Below are 15221 nucleotides of genomic sequence, written 5' to 3'. Positions count from 1 at the left end.
CAGACCATGTTCAATTACCTGATCCAGCCGCTGAACCGGGCCAAGGAGGCACTGGTTTCAAGCCATGCAAAGTACCTGTAGGAGCAGCCTTGTGCTGCGAAGAGGCCATAGCTGGCGAAGATGATCTTTTGCCTTGCCGGCCTCTTCGCAGCACAAGGCTGCTCCTACAAGGAAATGGCAAGCCTGAGCAAATGAGCCATTGCCGGCAAAATTGGCAAGATGGATATCCGCACCGGTGAGCAGACCATGTTCAATTACCTGATCCAGCCGCTGAACCGGGCCAAGGAGGCACTGGTTTCAAGCCATGCAAAGTACCTGTAGGAGCAGCCTTGTGCTGCGAAGAGGCCATAGCTGGCGAAGATGATCTTTTGCCTTGCCGGCCTCTTCGCAGCACAAGGCTGCTCCTACAAGGAAATGGCAAGCCTGAGCGAATGAGCCATTGCCGGCAAAATTGCCAAGATGGATATCCGCACCGGTGAGCAGACCATGTTCAATTACCTGATCCAGCCGCTGAACCGGGCCAAGGAGGCACTGGTTTCAAGCCATGCAAAGTACCTGTAGGAGCAGCCTTGTGCTGCGAAGTGGCCATAGCTGGCGAAGATGATCTTTTGCCTTGCCGGCCTCTTCGCAGCACAAGGCTGCTCCTACAAGGAAATGGCAAGCCTGAGCAAATGAGCCATTGCCGGCAAAATTGGCAAGATGGATATCCGCACCGGTGAGCAGACCATGTTCAATTACCTGATCCAGCCGCTGAACCGGGCCAAGGAGGCACTGGTTTCAAGCCATGCAAAGTACCTGTAGGAGCAGCCTTGTGCTGCGAAGTGGCCATAGCGGGCGAAGATGATCTTTTGCCTTGCCGGCCTCTTCGCAGCACAAGGCTGCTCCTACAAGGGCATGGCAAGCCTGACCGATTGGGCCATTGCCGGCAAAATTGCCATGGGGGATATCCGCACCGGTGAACCATTTGATACGGCCAAGCTTTTCAGCTTTGACTACCTTAGAAAAGCTTGACCGCCAACGGAGGATCTACAGGAATCGCGATCGCCTGCAGGAGCAGTCTTGTGTCGCGATGGGCCGCAAAGCGGCGCCGAAAACCCGAGCTAGAACGCATATTTACAACAAAAGACCATGCCGGTGGGCTAGATTCATTCGAAACACGAGGGGCACCCAATGAGCCTGATCCCCGGATTATCTGACAATGCCCACGTGCTGATATGTGGTGCAAGCCGAGGTATCGGCCTGGCACTGTGTGCGGCGTTGCTGGCCCGCGATGATGTAAGCCGGGTCTGGGCTGTGTCGCGACACGCCCGCACTGCTGACGGCCTGCTTGCGCTGGCCCAGGCACATGGCGAACGCGTGGTACTGCTGGATTACGATGCTCGCGACGAGCAGGCGCTGGCTGCGCTTGCAAGCGAGGTGGGCCTTGCCTGCCCGCACCTTCACCTGGTTATCAGCACACTCGGCATCCTCCACCAGGAGGGTACCAAAGCCGAGAAATCACTGGCCCAACTGGACCTCACCAGCCTGCAGGCCAGCTTCGTCACCAATGCCTTCGCACCGATCCTGTTGCTCAAGCACCTGATGCCACTGCTGCGCAAACAGCCCGCCACCTTTGCAGCCCTGTCGGCGAGGGTTGGCTCGATCAGCGACAATCGACTGGGCGGCTGGTACAGCTATCGCGCCAGCAAGGCAGCGCTGAACCAGCTGCTGCACACGGCAAGCATCGAACTGAAACGCCTGAACCCGAACGCCACGGTGCTGGCGCTGCATCCGGGGACTACCGATACCGAGCTGTCGCGGCCATTTCAAGGGAATGTGCCGGAGGGGAAGCTGTTTGAACCGGGTTTTGCGGCACGGTGTGTGATCGAACAGGTGGGGCGGCTTGGGCCGTCGGAGAGTGGCAGTTTTTGGGGGTGGGATGGCGAGCGAATCGAATGGTAAGCCAGTAAGTCATGGCCCCCTGCGACACAGGTTGTCGCCCTCTTGGCAAAAGCTACTGCTACCCAGCCAGAGGAATGAACATGAAAGACCTGTTTGCAGTCATCGGCTTTGCCGTGGTGGTAAAGAACGGATACGAGTGGTACCGCGAGTACGGTGAGCTCAAGCGCAAAAATGAGCAGAGGCAGTGAGCCTGCGGAGCCTGGGCAAGACCAATGGCTATAGATATTGACGCCAAAAAGCGCCATTAAACCGCCATCAAGGCTAGCATATCGCCACCATTCACCGGTACGATTCGCACAGCCAAAAGTCGTACCGGCCCCCCGGTGATCCAGAACAAGGTTGTTTTCATGTCACAAGCGAAGGACACGCTGCTCAGACTGTTCGCCTTACTCCGTCTAATTCCGACCGAGCCACAGCGGATTGCTACTCCAACGCTGCTGGAGAAGCTTCGTGATCGAGGCTTTTCGGTCACGTTGCGCTCCATTCAACGCGACTTGAATCGGCTGTCTATTCCGTTTTCCCTGGTGTGTGACGACAGCGAGATGCCTTTCCGCTGGAGCTTCACTCGTAACGCTCCCTTGCAGTTGCAAGACATGGATGCACCTACCGCGCTGGCGCTGTACCTGTCCGAGAACCACCTGTATACCCTGTTGCCGCAAACTGTTCTGGACCAATTGGGTCCACAGTTCCGCCGCGCTCGGAACTACCTGCAGGGTGTAGGCGCCAACGGCCTGGCCGACTGGTCCCGGCGCGTCCGTGCACTGCCCAACGGCAAAACCTTGATGCCTGCCGCAGTGTTGCCAGAGGTTTGGGCACACGTCTCCAGCGCACTGCTGGAACGTCGCCAACTGCAGGTGAGCTACCGAAGCCGCAGCAAAAATTCGATCAAACCCTTTCGCCTGCATCCGGCCGGGCTGGTCTCGCGCCATGCCATCAGTTACCTGATTGCGACGGTCGGTGAGTACAGCGACCTACGGCAGTTTGCGCTGCATCGCATCCAGCAAATCGAAATGCTCAGTGAGCCTGCAGAGTTTCACAGCAGCTTCGATGTCGACGACTACATCGCCAGCGGCGTGTTCCACCTGCGCCAGGCCGACCACCATGTCGAACTGATTGCCGATGTCCATCCACAGATAGCAACGTTGCTGCACGAGACACCGCTCAGCCTCCAGCAGGACTTGAGCGACATTCCCTCTGAGGACTGGAAACGCTTGCGCGCCAAAGTGCCATTGGATCGGGAAACACTGTGGTGGATATTCGCGCTCAACGACAACATTCGTGTGCATGCCCCACAGGTGTGGGTCGACGAGATCCGCAAGCGCCTGCGCTCGATGCAATCTTTTTACCTGCAGGCTAGCCCCGCTTGACCTCCCTCGCAATACGTTATGCCAACTTCCCGCGCCCCAGCTTGATGAAACGGGGCGCAAACCTAGACAGATATCGATATCTACAAAAAGGACATTGCCATGCCGCTTCCTCTCATCCTCGGTGCCGCCGCTCTGGTTACAGCAGCCTACGGAGCCAAGAAAGGCTACGACGGATACCAGCGTCATTCGGAAGCCGACGAAATCGTCAAAGTTGCCCAAGAACGCTATGAGGCAAAGAAAGACGTCTTTGACGAACAGGAAAGCAAAACCACTTCTGCACTCGAAGCCTTGGGGAAAAAGGAACTGGAAATCGGTCAAAGCTTTGCCGAATTCAAGGTACTGGCCGACAAACTGCTGGACCAGATAAACGCCGGCCGCCAGCACAAACTTGAAGTCAACATTCCCAAACACAACCTGCAAAAAGTCGATAATTACAGCTTCACTGCCGTTGGCGTGCTCGGTACCGTTGCGGGCGCTGGCACCGCAGGCGCTGCGGCTGGCTTTGCCGTGTATGGTGGTGTAATGGCCTTGGGTGCGGCGTCGACCGGTACCGCTATTTCCTCGCTGACTGGTGTTGCTGCTACCAACGCAACCCTGGCCGCCATTGGTGGGGGCTCGTTGGCTACCGGTGGCCTGGGCATGGCAGGTGGCACTGCAATTCTGGGCGCGGCGGTGGCCGCCCCTGTGTTGGCGATTGCCGGCTGGGCTTACAACAGCCATGGCGAAGAAGCGCTGAAAAACGCTCACAAAGCCGACCTGGAAGTTACCGCAGCTGTCGGCAAGCTTACTCGCGCCACTGATATGCTGGGTGAAACCGAGCACTACTCACGCAAGATCCGTCGTTCGCTGATGTCCATCTATGCCCAGTTCAACCAGTATTTCGACAGTTTGAAAGACATCGATAACTTCCTGCAGGACCTTAAAGGCCGCAATGTCGATGTCAAAGCAGAAATGGCCAAACACAATGACTCGATCGTACTCACCATTCAGAACGGCTATGCGCTGGCGGCCATCCTGGTGAACGTGATCACCACGCCTATCTTCAAGCTCAAGAAAGTCAACGGCCAAGTCGCCAAAGATAAAGACGGCGTTCCGACCATGGAATTGGACAAAGACGGCTCGATGGTCCTGAACGAGACCGAACTCGATAAGGTGATGGTAAATGCCAGCGCTGAAGCCGAGAAATTCGAAGCAGCCTGACACCCTCCGGGGAGGGCTCGCCCTCCCCAAGTCCCCTTTTCGACTTTCATGGATCTGAATATGCACGCCGCAGCGCGAGACTATCCCTGGGCTGAAGAGCTCGAAAAAACTGTGGTCAACAGCCTGGCCACCAGTTTTGGCCTGGACTTTTTGTTGTTCCAGGACAAGCACGGCGGTGACGTGAACACCGTTCATAATGCCCGCAATGGTGTATGGGCAACGGAGCAGGAAAAACAAAGCTTCGAACAGCGCGGCGACTACAACCCGGATCCGTACCACCAGCACGAAAACTACATCGCGACCGGGCGCCGAGATAAAGCGACTCACCTCGCAGGCGACCTTCACGACCCTTACCGCAACGCCACACTGACAGCGGCACAGAAGCGCAACCTTGATCACGTCATCAGTGCCAAGGAAATACATGACGATGCAGGCCGCGTTCTGGCCGGGTTGGACGGTGTGGAGCTGGCAAACCAAAGCAGCAACCTGCAAACAACCCACGAAAGCATCAACAAGTCGAAAGGCCAGACGCCTATCAACGACTACTTGCGGGACCTGCCCAACCTGATTGGCAGAAGCGAGAGCAAACTGGCAAAAGACCGGGCACGCCTGGCCGCCCTGCCACGCAACACGCCAGAACAACAGCACAATGCACGCGTGCTTGAAGATCAGATTCGCAAAGACGAAAACAAGATCGAAACGTTGAAGGCCATCGACCCCGATGAAATGCGCAAGCGGGACGAAGCTGCCCGTGCCCCCTACAACGAACAGATCAACCGCACCTATTACACCAGCAGCAAATTCTTGAAGCAAAGTGCCTCTGCGTCGCTCGAGGCCGGCCTGAAAATGGGTGCGCGCCAGATGCTTGGCCTGGTGCTGGCCGAAGTCTGGTTCGAGTTGCGCGGGCAGGTGCCGGTGCTGCTTGAAAAGCTCAAGCACAAGTTCGACTTCGAAACGTTCATCGACAGCGTCAACGACACCTTGAAAGGCGTTTGGGCACGCGTACAGAAACGCTTCACAGACTTTCTCATTGGCTTCAAGGACGGCGTTTTCGCTGGTGTGATGGCCAGCGCAACCACCACACTGTTCAATGTGTTCGCCACGACCAAGGTCATGGCGGTCAAAATTATCCGCGAAGTCTGGGGCCAGTTGGTCAAGGCGATCAAACTGATGATCTTCAACCCGGAGCAATTGAGCTTCGTCGACCTCTGCAAGGCCGTTACCAGCTTGATGTCCCTTGGTGCAGCCACCGTGGTGGGCACCATGGTACATGCCCAACTGCTGCCTCTGTGTAGTTTCCCGTTCGGCGGTGAACTCGTGGCGTTCGCAAGTGCCTTGGTCACTGGCGTGGTCACCCTAGGCCTCAACTACTTCCTACTGCATAGCCCAGTAGCCCAGAAGCTCTGGGCTTTCATCGAGTCAATCATGCCGCATGCCGGCCTAGTGAAGCACTTCGAGTCGGTGAACGCAGAGCTGGACCGCTACCTGACCGAGCTCAGCAGGCTTGAGTTCAACCTGGATGCTTATGAACTTGAAGCGTTCTCGCTCACCCTGATGGCATGCAACGATGAGCTGCAACGCGGCATGGTGCTGAAAGCTGAGGTGGCCAAACGCAACATCGAACTGCCTTTCGAAATGGGCAACAGTGCGAGCACTCGCGACTGGTTGGCCTCACTGGTTTAAATGATGCAGCCTTTCCCATGTAATCAGTGCGGCCTGTGCTGCCGCAACGTTCACCTGGCCGAGGAAACGCGCTTCCTCGACCGGGGGGACGGTACCTGCCGGCATCATGATGTACCCAGTAAACGCTGCACGATCTACGAAGACAGACCCGAAATCTGTCGGGTGGATCGGCAATACGAATTGCACTATGCCCGCCAGTATGGCTGGGACGAATTTGTGAAGCTGAATGTTCAGGTCTGTAAGGTACTGGAAGCGCAATCACATCAGTGATGCTACTTAGGTGCGCAAATATTTCTGCTGTGATTTCCCTTCTTTGCCCTGACAACTGGCACTCCCTCGGGCTATCCCTTGAAAGGACTCGAATGAACCATTCCGATTTATGCCTCAAACCTATTCATGAGCTGCTTACCGACGAAACTGGCAATCCGAAACAGTTCTGGATCCCCGCCTATCAACGCGGCTATCGCTGGAAACCCCTGCAAGTGACGCAATTGCTGGATGACATCCGGGAGTTCAGCCAGCGTCGCAACCCACAGCCTGAAGACTTCTACTGCCTGCAACCGCTGGTCATCAAGGCCACCGAGCATGGACCACTCGAAGTGGTTGACGGCCAACAGCGGCTGACGACACTGCTGCTGATTCTCCGCCACTTTAATGAGCGGCTGTCGGAGAAGTACAGGCAGAAGTTGTACACCCTCGACTACGAAACCCGCCCCCAGCTGCTGGCGTTTCTGGATGCCCCGGACGACACTGCTGCCGAAGAGAATGTTGACTACTTTTATCTCCGCAGTGCCATCAAGGCTATTGAAAATTGGTTCAGCAGCCGTGGTCATGAAGTGGACGAAATCAAGTCTGCGCTGCTGAACAAAACCCGGGTTATCTGGTTCGAACTGGCGGACCAGGACAACGCGGTGGACGCGTTCACCCGCCTGAACGTAGGCAAGATTCCACTGACTGATGACGAATTGATCCGCGCGTTGTTCCTCAAGCGTGGTGATGCGAGTGAGCACGACGCGACTGCCCAGCAGTTGAAAATCGCCCACGAATGGGACCAATTGGAAAAAGCGCTGCAGGCAGATGAGTTCTGGTACTTCCTCAGTAACCAAAAGAGCAGACCCCAGAACCGCATCGGTTTTTTGTTTGAACTGGTAACCAAGATAGAGGGCCCGGCCCAGGATGCTGCCGAGGATGATCACAGTATCTTCCATGCCTACAGCAGAAAGCTGAAAGCTGCTGACGTAACGACTGAAGAATGGCTGCGCATCAAGCAGACCTTCATGATGCTTGAGGAGTGGTTTGAAGACCGCACCCTATATCACATCGTCGGTTTTCTGATCCATCAGGGCATGGACGTTGCGCGTATCTGCAAGCTCTCGCAGAAGACGACCAAAAGCACGTTCGAGCGCAGCTTGCGAAAAGAAGTGTTTGCTCACGCAATCGGTGACGAGGACCTTGATGCACTAACGCCCGATAAACTGAAGCTGTGCGTAAGCGAACGTCTGAAGGAGCTGGAATATGGCCCTCACTCGGGAGAAATTCGCTCCCTTTTATTGCTGTTCAATCTGGCCACCTTGCTGAGCAGCCCACGTTGCAACATGCGCTTCCAGTTTGACAGTTTCAAAAACGGTGAGTGGGACATTGAGCATGTGCGCTCAGTCGCTTCCAGCCGTCCTGTGCGAACACATGATCAAGTGAATTGGCTTACTCTGTGCTCAGGTTATTTGTTAGCTAAAAATTCGGGTGACAAAGAACGCCAACTTTTGGTCAGCATTGAAGCCTTCATCAGGAGGTCGAAGAAAAAGGAGTCGGACGAAGCCTTTGAAGCGCTCTACAACAAACTGCTGGCCTTCTTTGAGGAAAAGGAAGATGCGCCGACCGAGCACGGCATTGGCAACCTGACCTTACTGGATAAAGGCACCAACCGCAGCTACAAGAACGCCGTTTTTGCGGTCAAGCGCAAAGCGTTGCTGGCCCTGGACCAGTCGGGAATTTTCGTCCCTCTGTGTACCCGCAATGTATTCCTCAAATGCTACAGCCCGGAAGCTGACAACGTGATGTTCTGGAGCCAGGAAGACCGTGACGCCTATCTGGCCGAAATCAACCGGGCCCTGGTGGGCTTCTTCAGTGCAACCCAGGAGATGATTCAATGAGCGAATCCGGCACTCAAATTTCCCTGAAACAACTGGTCAACCGCCATCAGCGCATTCAGGTACCCATGATTCAGCGTGATTATGCTCAGGGTCGCGCGGCTGCTGAGGGTGTGCGCGAAGAGTTCCTCGCTACCCTCAAGCAGGCCTTTGCGCTGAAACCGAGCAATCCCGCCCTTCCCCTGAACCTGGACTTCATCTACGGCAGCCTTGATCTTGAAGGCCGGACCAAGTTTCTACCGCTCGATGGTCAGCAACGGCTAACTACCCTGTTTCTGCTGCACTGGTACCTCGCTTGGCGCGACGGCTGCGAAGCTGAGTTCCGTCAAGTGTTCTGCGAAGGTAATCGCTCACGCTTTACCTACAGTGTTCGCCCGAGCAGCAGCGAGTTTTTCGATGAACTAGTGAATTTCTGGCCAGCATGTGAAACCATCGACAATCCTTCGCTGGACAAGCTGGTAACTAACCAGGCCTGGTACTTCCGTTACTGGCGCCTGGACCCGACCATCCAGTCGTGCCTGGCCATGCTCAAAGCGATTCACGAGCATTTCGGCGATGTTCGAGGTGGCTACCAACGGTTGATGGACGAACAGCAACCGGTAATCACTTTCCAGTTGCTTGACCTTGAGCACTTCGGATTGTCCGATGACCTGTACATCAAAATGAACGCTCGCGGTAAGCCGTTGACCGCTTTCGAGACATTCAAGGCCCGTTACGAGCATGACCTCAAAGGGCAGTATGAGTACGAGAGCCGCGAGATCAGCGGCCGAGCGTTTTCAGTCGCCGATTACTTTGCTCGTCGCATGGACACGTGTTGGGCTGATTTTTTCTGGGCGTATCGCGACAAGGAAACCAACCTGTTCGACGATGCGATCATGAATTTCTTCCATGCTGTGGCGTTCATTTGTCGTGACCCCGTATCACCTGACTATCTGGAGGACATCAGCACCTTCAGAACCCAGCCGTTGAAATCGACATACGCGTATTACCACAAGGCAAAATGGCTGGAGCGGGCGTTCTCCGACACCTTGATTTTACTGCTTGAAACTTGGAGCACTGACGGCAATCGCTTCACACCACTACTCCCGGAAAACCCGTACTTCAACGAAGCCGCAATTTTCCAACGGTTGGTCAATGATCCATCAGCCCTGGCATATACGGATCTGGTGCAACTATTCGCATACGTTGCATTCCTCCGCGCTGTGGATGGAGCGCCTGAGCCGCAGGCATTGCGGGAATGGATGCGGATAATCTACAACCTGTCGATCAACACCAGCTATGAGCGCCCTGCTGACATGCAGCGCAGTATGCTGGCAGTGCAGTGCCTTCTGCCCCATGCTGACGAAATCGGCGCTTTCTTTGCTGGCACTGAAAAACCGACTACAGGTTTTTATCATCAGCAGATTAGTGAAGAGCAACTCAAATCCAAACTTTTGCGGGCTCATGCAGGGTGGCCTCCGCTTATCGAGCGAGCGGAAAAGCATGGTTATTTCAAAGGGCAGATCGAATTTCTGCTGGACTTCAGCGGTACGTTGGCCAAGTCAGAGAAGTCTGAAGTAGCAGCCTGGTCAACAAAAGAACACAAAGCGCTTCAGGGAGCGTTCTCTGAATTTTTGGGCAAGGCAGAAGCCATGTTCAATGCCCGTGGCCTGAACAGCTTGCCTGACTTCCGGTGGGAGCGTGCGCTGCTGTCGCAGGGCGACTACCTATTGCACAGCGGCTCAAATTACTCGTTCCTAAGCAACTCAGCCTCTGATCAAGCCAGTTGGAAGCGACTGCTCCGCGGGGGAGCCGGGCAGAATGAAAAAGAGGCACGCATCCTGCTGCATCAGTTGCTGGAGCAGATTGACCTTCGCAACCCGCTAGAGCCCCAGCTGGATGAAGTTATGGCCAATGCTGAAGAGATGGAGTCATGGCGCCAGATCATGGTGTGTAGGCCAGAAGTATTCGCATACTGCAATGAGCGCGCCTTGCGCTGGCAAAACGGCGAAATCTATTTGCTGAGGCGAAGCCGCATGAGCGGCATGCACGCTGAGTTGTATAGCTATGACCTTCACATTCAGCTCCAGGTGCCAGCATTGCAGAAGAAGCTCGCGCCATTACAAGTGCTTGAATATAGCTCGGTGAGTGGCGCAGAATACCAGCCCGGTGTCGAGCTCGCCATTTCACACCGAGGGCATCGCATAAAGTTCATAGTTATCTCCTCATCTGATAACTTTGAGATTCATCTCTCCCTCAAGCGTCTCAAGCCTCTACCCGAAATAAAAAAACTTTTGCTAGATAATTACAATTTTGAGAACAGAGAAGAGGCAATAGCACTCAGCGTCCCACGACAACACATCCACAAAACGCTGTCCAATATGGCTCGAACGATTAAGGCGATGCAGGCACAATCTGCCGATACCGCGTAAGGTCTGATGTCACGAAGCGAAAAGCAGTAAAAAATGCTCTCGTGCCGGGTGCCTTTTTACACTCGGCCGAAGCATTGTGCTTTACCGCGAGGTCACTTCAGCGCGGGCCACCACTCTGATGGCCACCAAAGCCACCGCCACCGCCGTGGCCACCACCATGACCACCGCCACCACCTGGCGGCATGAACATCCAGCAACCTGACATGGTGGATACCAGCACTGCAACCAGGGCTGCACGGAAAAGATCTTTCGACTTCATTGGAACGCTCCACAGGGTTAGGTCTGCTGCCTGCAAGTAGCCGGTTGGGCAGCCGGCGGATTCTAGAGTTGCGGCATGATGGCCCGGGGAAACTTTGCATATCTTTACAGTCGATGCAGGCACCACGGCGCAGCGGAGGCGAGAGACTGCCTCCGTAAAGCGTCCTTGACCCACTCCCCTCCACCGCCGCATGCTCGAACGCTTCCACCCCACGCTCAAGGACCGACTGCATGAAGCTGGAAACTCTCGCCATCCACGCAGGCTTCAGCCCTGACCCGACCACCAAGGCAGTGGCCGTACCGATCTACCAGACCACCTCCTTCGCCTTCGACGACACCCAGCACGGCGCCGACCTGTTCGACCTGAAAGTGGCCGGCAACATCTACTCGCGCATCATGAACCCGACCAACGATGTACTCGAAAAGCGCATGGCAGCCCTCGAAGGCGGGGTTGGCGCGCTGGCGGTGGCCTCGGGCATGGCGGCCATCACCTACGCCATCCAGACCGTCGCCGAGGCTGGTGACAACATTGTCTCGGTGGCCAAGCTGTACGGCGGCACCTACAACCTGCTCGCCCACACCCTGCCGCGCATGGGCATTCAAACCCGCTTCGCCGCCCATGACGACATCACTGCGCTCGAAGCCTTGATCGACGCACGCACCAAGGCGGTGTTCTGCGAATCCATCGGCAACCCCGCCGGCAATATCGTCGATATCGCCGCACTGGCCGAAGCCGCCCACCGCCACGGTGTGCCGCTGATCGTCGACAACACCGTGGCTACCCCGGTGCTGTGCCGACCGTTCGAACATGGCGCGGACATCGTCGTGCACTCGCTGACCAAGTACATCGGCGGCCACGGTACCAGCATCGGCGGCATCGTCATCGACTCCGGCACGTTCCCCTGGGCCGACAACAAGGAACGTTTCGCCCTGCTTAACACCCCCGACCCGTCCTACCACGGCGTCACCTACACCGAAGCCTTCGGCCCCGCCGCCTTCATTGGCCGCTGCCGCGTGGTGCCGTTGCGCAACACTGGCGCTGCGCTGTCGCCGTTCAACGCCTTCCTGATCCTGCAAGGCCTGGAAACCCTGGCCCTGCGCATGGAGCGCCACACCGAGAACGCGCTGAAGGTCGCCCATTACCTGCAAGCGCACGAGCAGGTGGCCTGGGTGAAGTACGCCGGGCTGCCCGACCACCCCGAGCATGAACTGGCCCAGCGCTACACCGGCGGCAAGCCGGCGTCGATCCTGTCGTTCGGCATCAAGGGCGGCCAGGCTGCCGGTGCGCGTTTCATCGATGCGTTGCAACTGGTGGTGCGCCTGGTGAACATCGGCGATGCCAAGTCACTGGCTTGCCACCCCGCCTCCACCACCCACCGCCAGCTCAACGACGAGGAGCTGGAAAAGGCCGGTGTACCGCGGGACATGGTGCGCCTGTCGATCGGCATCGAGCACAGTGACGACATCATCGCCGACCTGGCCCAGGCCCTGGAGGCCAGCCGCGGGTGAATCATCCGCGCCCTACCCAATGCCGACGGCGGGCGCACCGTCATCTAGCCTGGATACACCCGCAATGACCTTGTTCTACCTGAAACTTATCGTCACCCCCCTGCTGATGTGGGCCATCTCCCTCGCCTCGCGGCGCTGGGGCGGTTTGCTGGGTGGGTTGCTGTCCGGCCTGCCGATCACCTCGGCACTGGTAATGACCTTCCTGTGCCTGGAACAGGGCAATGCCTTCGCCTTGGGCGCGATACCCGGCGCACTGGGCGGCTTGGCGGCGGTGCAGGCCACCTACACCTTCTACCTGTTGGCCACGCGCAGGCTCGGCACCGCCGTAGCCGTGCTGCTGGCGTTGCTGTGCTATGGCGTGGCCGCCTATGCGTTTACCCACTGGGGCAACCTGTACCTGTCGATTGCCGTGGCACTGGTGCTGATCGGCGTGCTGATACGCGCCAGCGGCCGTGAGCCCAAGCCCGACACTTTGAGCCGCACCCGTCAGCGATTTTGGGAGATCCCCCTGCGCATGGTGTCTGCTACTTGCCTGCTGATGATGATCACCAGCCTGGCCAGTTGGTTGGGCCCGGCGACCAGCGGGATGCTCGCCCCGATACCGGTGATTGCCTGGCCGCTGATGGTGTTCGCCCATGTACAAGGCGGGCGGGCCGGGATGGTAGCGATGGTGCGGGGCAATGCGATCGGAGCGGTGGGGGTGATCGCGTTTTATCTTGTGCTGGCGGCGCTGCTCGAAGTGTGGGGCGTTGGCCTGACCATCGGGCTGGCCATGCTTTGCGCCGTAGTGCTGACCGTTGGGCTGGCTACCGTATTACGACGGCGTTGATGCGCCAGAGGGGCTGCTGCGCAGCCCATCGCAGGCAAGCCAGCTCCCACAGGGGCGGTGCAACGTCTGAGCCTGGCGCCATACCTGTGGGAGCGGGCTTGCCCGCGAACACCGGCGCAGCCGGTGCCATACTCCGCGCAGGATGCTTCGCGGGTAAACCCGCCCCCACGGTGGCCGTGCCAGATCAATGAATTGAGGTAACCCCATGAAGTATCAGATTCGCAGGGCGCGACCAGAAGATGCTGCGGATATTAGCCGAGTGATCATCGCTGCCCTGCGGCAAACGAATGCAGCGGACTACGATACCGCGACCATTGCCAGGGTCGAGCAATCGTTCAGCGAAGCGGGCATTGCTGGCCTGCTGGAGAAACGCCTGATCTTCGTTGCAGCCGATCATGATGAGGTCGTGGCTACTGCCAGCCTTGCAGACGATGTAGTCAGAAGCGTATTCGTCGCCCCCGAATATCAGCGGTCAGGTCTCGGCGAGAAGTTGATGTTGGCAGTCGAAAACCAGGCGCTGATGCGTGGCTCACAACGGTTGCGAGTGCCCTCTTCGATTACGGCGCAGGGTTTCTACAAGCGCTTGGGGTACAGCAAAGTGCGTGATGAATACCACGGGGATGAACGCACGATCATCATGGAGAAGCAACTGATCAAGCCATGATGGCAGGGCCTGGACGCCTTGTAGTTGTTGGCATCAGGCCCTGTAGGGCAAATTCCATCAACGCGGTTGAGGATGCTCGGCGGATACCGAGTTATTGGCCTGCACGTCTTTCATTTCCTCTTCAATCGGGCCTTCATCATCTGCGGGTAATGGAACCTCTCCATCACCTGCACCCGCCTGCTCATCGTTGGTTCTTGCGGTACCGTTGTCCCGGTCGAGCTGCCCGTCCTGGTCCGAGCCGGGATTGCCGGGAGGTGGGTCCCAGTCTACCGGGCGCTTTTCGGACCAGGCTTCACCGACGCCTTGCTTGGGCTCGGACTCGGCTTGATCTAGGCCCGAGCCGTGGCCCCCTGCGTCGGTGGTATTTTCCGTAGGCCCCGGGTACGGCGAGTCCGGGCCATTGTGGTCGATTGCCATGGGTGTTCTCCTGATTGCAGCGCAGCGATGGTGCGCTTGTTGTTCAGAGAGAAATCCGCTGGCGAGAGTGCCTTGTGTTCGACCGGTGGTGCAAAAGGCCGGGCTCGCGGCTTTTGCTTGCCAGGTTGCAAGCGGGCGGCATGACCAGGCTCTTTGCACCATCACCCAAGTGCAGCACCATCAAGTGAAGGGCCGCTTCGTGCAGGGCGAGTTCGTCCTGTTTCAGTTCAAAAGCCTGCGGCCCTAGTCGAACGCCCCGTTCAACACCTCATAGATGATCCCGGTCGCCACAGCGACCAGAATCAGGTCCGCGCCCGCCTGCATCCACTCATAGCCGTCATAGTGCGGCAGCTGCCCCAAAAGGCGGCCATCCAGTTTTTTGGCGATTCCGGGCGGCAAGGGCTTGCCGCGCGCCAGGTTCTTCTGAATACCTGGAGGCAATGCGGGGCCTGGGCTCCAGTAACTGCGGTGCCCACCGAGAATGCCCAGCACATCACCACGGTCGATGGACGGGCCGCCGTGCCAGTCCTTGCCGCCAGCGCTCTGCTTGTGGCCGCCCGCATTACCCTGGCCTTGGGAGTGTTGAGCCTGGCCCTTGCCGTGCCCCTGACCTTGGCCCTGGCCTTTGCCGTTACCCGGGTCAGCGAGCGCCGGGCCAAAGGCCAAGGCCAATGAGGTGAGAACAGCTGTAAGGACTGTTGATCTGGCCATGTGAGCATCCGTCGCGCGAAGAGTTGCCCACATTATAGACAGTGCGCAGCGCCTGCTTCGCTCTGCAGGCCGTGGAAATAGCAG

Annotated in this window: 14 protein-coding genes; 11 read left to right on the top strand and 3 right to left on the bottom strand. The window is 57.4% G+C overall.

The features are described from left to right. The first annotated feature begins 840 nt into the window (after positions 1-840). From SB756_RS03010 to SB756_RS02975, 8 genes are all read left to right on the top strand, one after another. Positions 841-1011, top strand: coding sequence for a hypothetical protein (locus SB756_RS03010; RefSeq protein WP_410910140.1), 171 nt, complete (start codon positions 841-843; stop codon positions 1009-1011). Between the two features lie 159 nt (positions 1012-1170). Then, complete coding sequence (locus SB756_RS03005; protein ID WP_410910139.1) at positions 1171-1941, top strand: SDR family NAD(P)-dependent oxidoreductase; 771 nt, start codon at positions 1171-1173, stop codon at positions 1939-1941. Between the two features lie 347 nt (positions 1942-2288). Beyond that, positions 2289-3308 carry a helix-turn-helix transcriptional regulator gene (locus tag SB756_RS03000; RefSeq protein ID WP_410910415.1) on the top strand — a complete coding sequence of 340 codons (1020 nt, stop codon included), beginning with the start codon at positions 2289-2291 and terminating at the stop codon, positions 3306-3308. Positions 3309-3407: 99 nt separating this feature from the next. After that, on the top strand, positions 3408-4508 hold the full coding sequence (locus tag SB756_RS02995; RefSeq protein ID WP_410910138.1) for a hypothetical protein: 1101 nt from the start codon (positions 3408-3410) through the stop codon (positions 4506-4508). A gap of 60 nt (positions 4509-4568) precedes the next feature. Beyond that, positions 4569-6191, top strand: coding sequence for a hypothetical protein (locus SB756_RS02990; RefSeq protein ID WP_410910137.1), 1623 nt, complete (start codon positions 4569-4571; stop codon positions 6189-6191). Next, positions 6192-6461 carry a YkgJ family cysteine cluster protein gene (locus tag SB756_RS02985; protein WP_410910136.1) on the top strand — a complete coding sequence of 90 codons (270 nt, stop codon included), beginning with the start codon at positions 6192-6194 and terminating at the stop codon, positions 6459-6461. 92 nt (positions 6462-6553) lie between these two features. Next, complete coding sequence (locus SB756_RS02980; RefSeq protein ID WP_410910135.1) at positions 6554-8341, top strand: DUF262 domain-containing protein; 1788 nt, start codon at positions 6554-6556, stop codon at positions 8339-8341. Continuing rightward, the gene (locus tag SB756_RS02975; RefSeq protein ID WP_410910134.1) at positions 8338-10749 is read left to right on the top strand and encodes a DUF262 domain-containing protein; all 2412 of its coding nucleotides are present in this window, start codon (positions 8338-8340) and stop codon (positions 10747-10749) included. Before SB756_RS02980 ends, SB756_RS02975 begins: the two co-directional genes overlap by 4 nt. 97 nt (positions 10750-10846) lie before the next feature. Here the strand turns inward: SB756_RS02975 and SB756_RS02970 are convergent, their stop codons facing one another. Beyond that, a complete protein-coding gene (locus SB756_RS02970; RefSeq protein ID WP_410910133.1) occupies positions 10847-11008 on the bottom strand; it encodes a hypothetical protein in 162 nt (53 codons plus the stop codon). Positions 11009-11238: 230 nt separating this feature from the next. Between SB756_RS02970 and SB756_RS02965 the strand changes: the two genes are divergently transcribed. The 3 genes from SB756_RS02965 to SB756_RS02955 all read left to right on the top strand — a co-directional run bounded on the left by SB756_RS02965 (position 11239) and on the right by SB756_RS02955 (position 14009). Further along, a complete protein-coding gene (locus SB756_RS02965) occupies positions 11239-12516 on the top strand; it encodes a bifunctional O-acetylhomoserine aminocarboxypropyltransferase/cysteine synthase (RefSeq protein WP_016499044.1) in 1278 nt (425 codons plus the stop codon). A 64-nt stretch (positions 12517-12580) separates the two neighbouring features. Further along, positions 12581-13345, top strand: coding sequence for a hypothetical protein (locus SB756_RS02960; protein ID WP_410910132.1), 765 nt, complete (start codon positions 12581-12583; stop codon positions 13343-13345). Positions 13346-13550: 205 nt separating this feature from the next. Continuing rightward, positions 13551-14009 (top strand): GNAT family N-acetyltransferase, encoded by a 459-nt coding sequence (locus SB756_RS02955; protein ID WP_341796050.1) that lies wholly within the window; start codon positions 13551-13553, stop codon positions 14007-14009. 57 nt (positions 14010-14066) lie between these two features. Here SB756_RS02955 and SB756_RS02950 read toward each other — a convergent pair whose 3' ends face one another. Continuing rightward, positions 14067-14426 (bottom strand): hypothetical protein, encoded by a 360-nt coding sequence (locus SB756_RS02950; RefSeq protein ID WP_341796051.1) that lies wholly within the window; start codon positions 14424-14426, stop codon positions 14067-14069. Between the two features lie 243 nt (positions 14427-14669). Then, on the bottom strand, positions 14670-15137 hold the full coding sequence (locus tag SB756_RS02945) for an anti-virulence regulator CigR family protein (protein WP_341796052.1): 468 nt from the start codon (positions 15135-15137) through the stop codon (positions 14670-14672). Between the last annotated feature and the right edge of the window lie 84 nt (positions 15138-15221).

It is taken from the genome of Pseudomonas sp. SIMBA_068, assembly GCF_046534705.1.
GTDB lineage: Bacteria > Pseudomonadota > Gammaproteobacteria > Pseudomonadales > Pseudomonadaceae > Aquipseudomonas > Aquipseudomonas putida.
Note: the sequence above shows the minus strand (reverse complement) of the source record. Positions and strands in the feature narration are given on the sequence as shown.

Bases quoted from the DNA above. Each gene is read 5' to 3' on its own strand.
- SB756_RS02960 (WP_410910132.1), top strand. From the start codon at position 12,581: ATGACCTTGTTCTACCTGAAACTTATCGTCACCCCCCTGCTGATGTGG.
- SB756_RS02995 (WP_410910138.1), top strand. From the start codon at position 3,408: ATGCCGCTTCCTCTCATCCTCGGTGCCGCCGCTCTGGTTACAGCAGCC.
- SB756_RS02990 (WP_410910137.1), top strand. From the start codon at position 4,569: ATGCACGCCGCAGCGCGAGACTATCCCTGGGCTGAAGAGCTCGAAAAA.
- SB756_RS02945 (WP_341796052.1), bottom strand. From the start codon at position 15,137: ATGGCCAGATCAACAGTCCTTACAGCTGTTCTCACCTCATTGGCCTTG.
- SB756_RS02955 (WP_341796050.1), top strand. From the start codon at position 13,551: ATGAAGTATCAGATTCGCAGGGCGCGACCAGAAGATGCTGCGGATATT.
- SB756_RS02950 (WP_341796051.1), bottom strand. From the start codon at position 14,426: ATGGCAATCGACCACAATGGCCCGGACTCGCCGTACCCGGGGCCTACG.
- SB756_RS03010 (WP_410910140.1), top strand. From the start codon at position 841: ATGATCTTTTGCCTTGCCGGCCTCTTCGCAGCACAAGGCTGCTCCTAC.
- SB756_RS03005 (WP_410910139.1), top strand. From the start codon at position 1,171: ATGAGCCTGATCCCCGGATTATCTGACAATGCCCACGTGCTGATATGT.
- SB756_RS02980 (WP_410910135.1), top strand. From the start codon at position 6,554: ATGAACCATTCCGATTTATGCCTCAAACCTATTCATGAGCTGCTTACC.
- SB756_RS02975 (WP_410910134.1), top strand. From the start codon at position 8,338: ATGAGCGAATCCGGCACTCAAATTTCCCTGAAACAACTGGTCAACCGC.
- SB756_RS02965 (WP_016499044.1), top strand. From the start codon at position 11,239: ATGAAGCTGGAAACTCTCGCCATCCACGCAGGCTTCAGCCCTGACCCG.
- SB756_RS02985 (WP_410910136.1), top strand. From the start codon at position 6,192: ATGATGCAGCCTTTCCCATGTAATCAGTGCGGCCTGTGCTGCCGCAAC.
- SB756_RS02970 (WP_410910133.1), bottom strand. From the start codon at position 11,008: ATGAAGTCGAAAGATCTTTTCCGTGCAGCCCTGGTTGCAGTGCTGGTA.
- SB756_RS03000 (WP_410910415.1), top strand. From the start codon at position 2,289: ATGTCACAAGCGAAGGACACGCTGCTCAGACTGTTCGCCTTACTCCGT.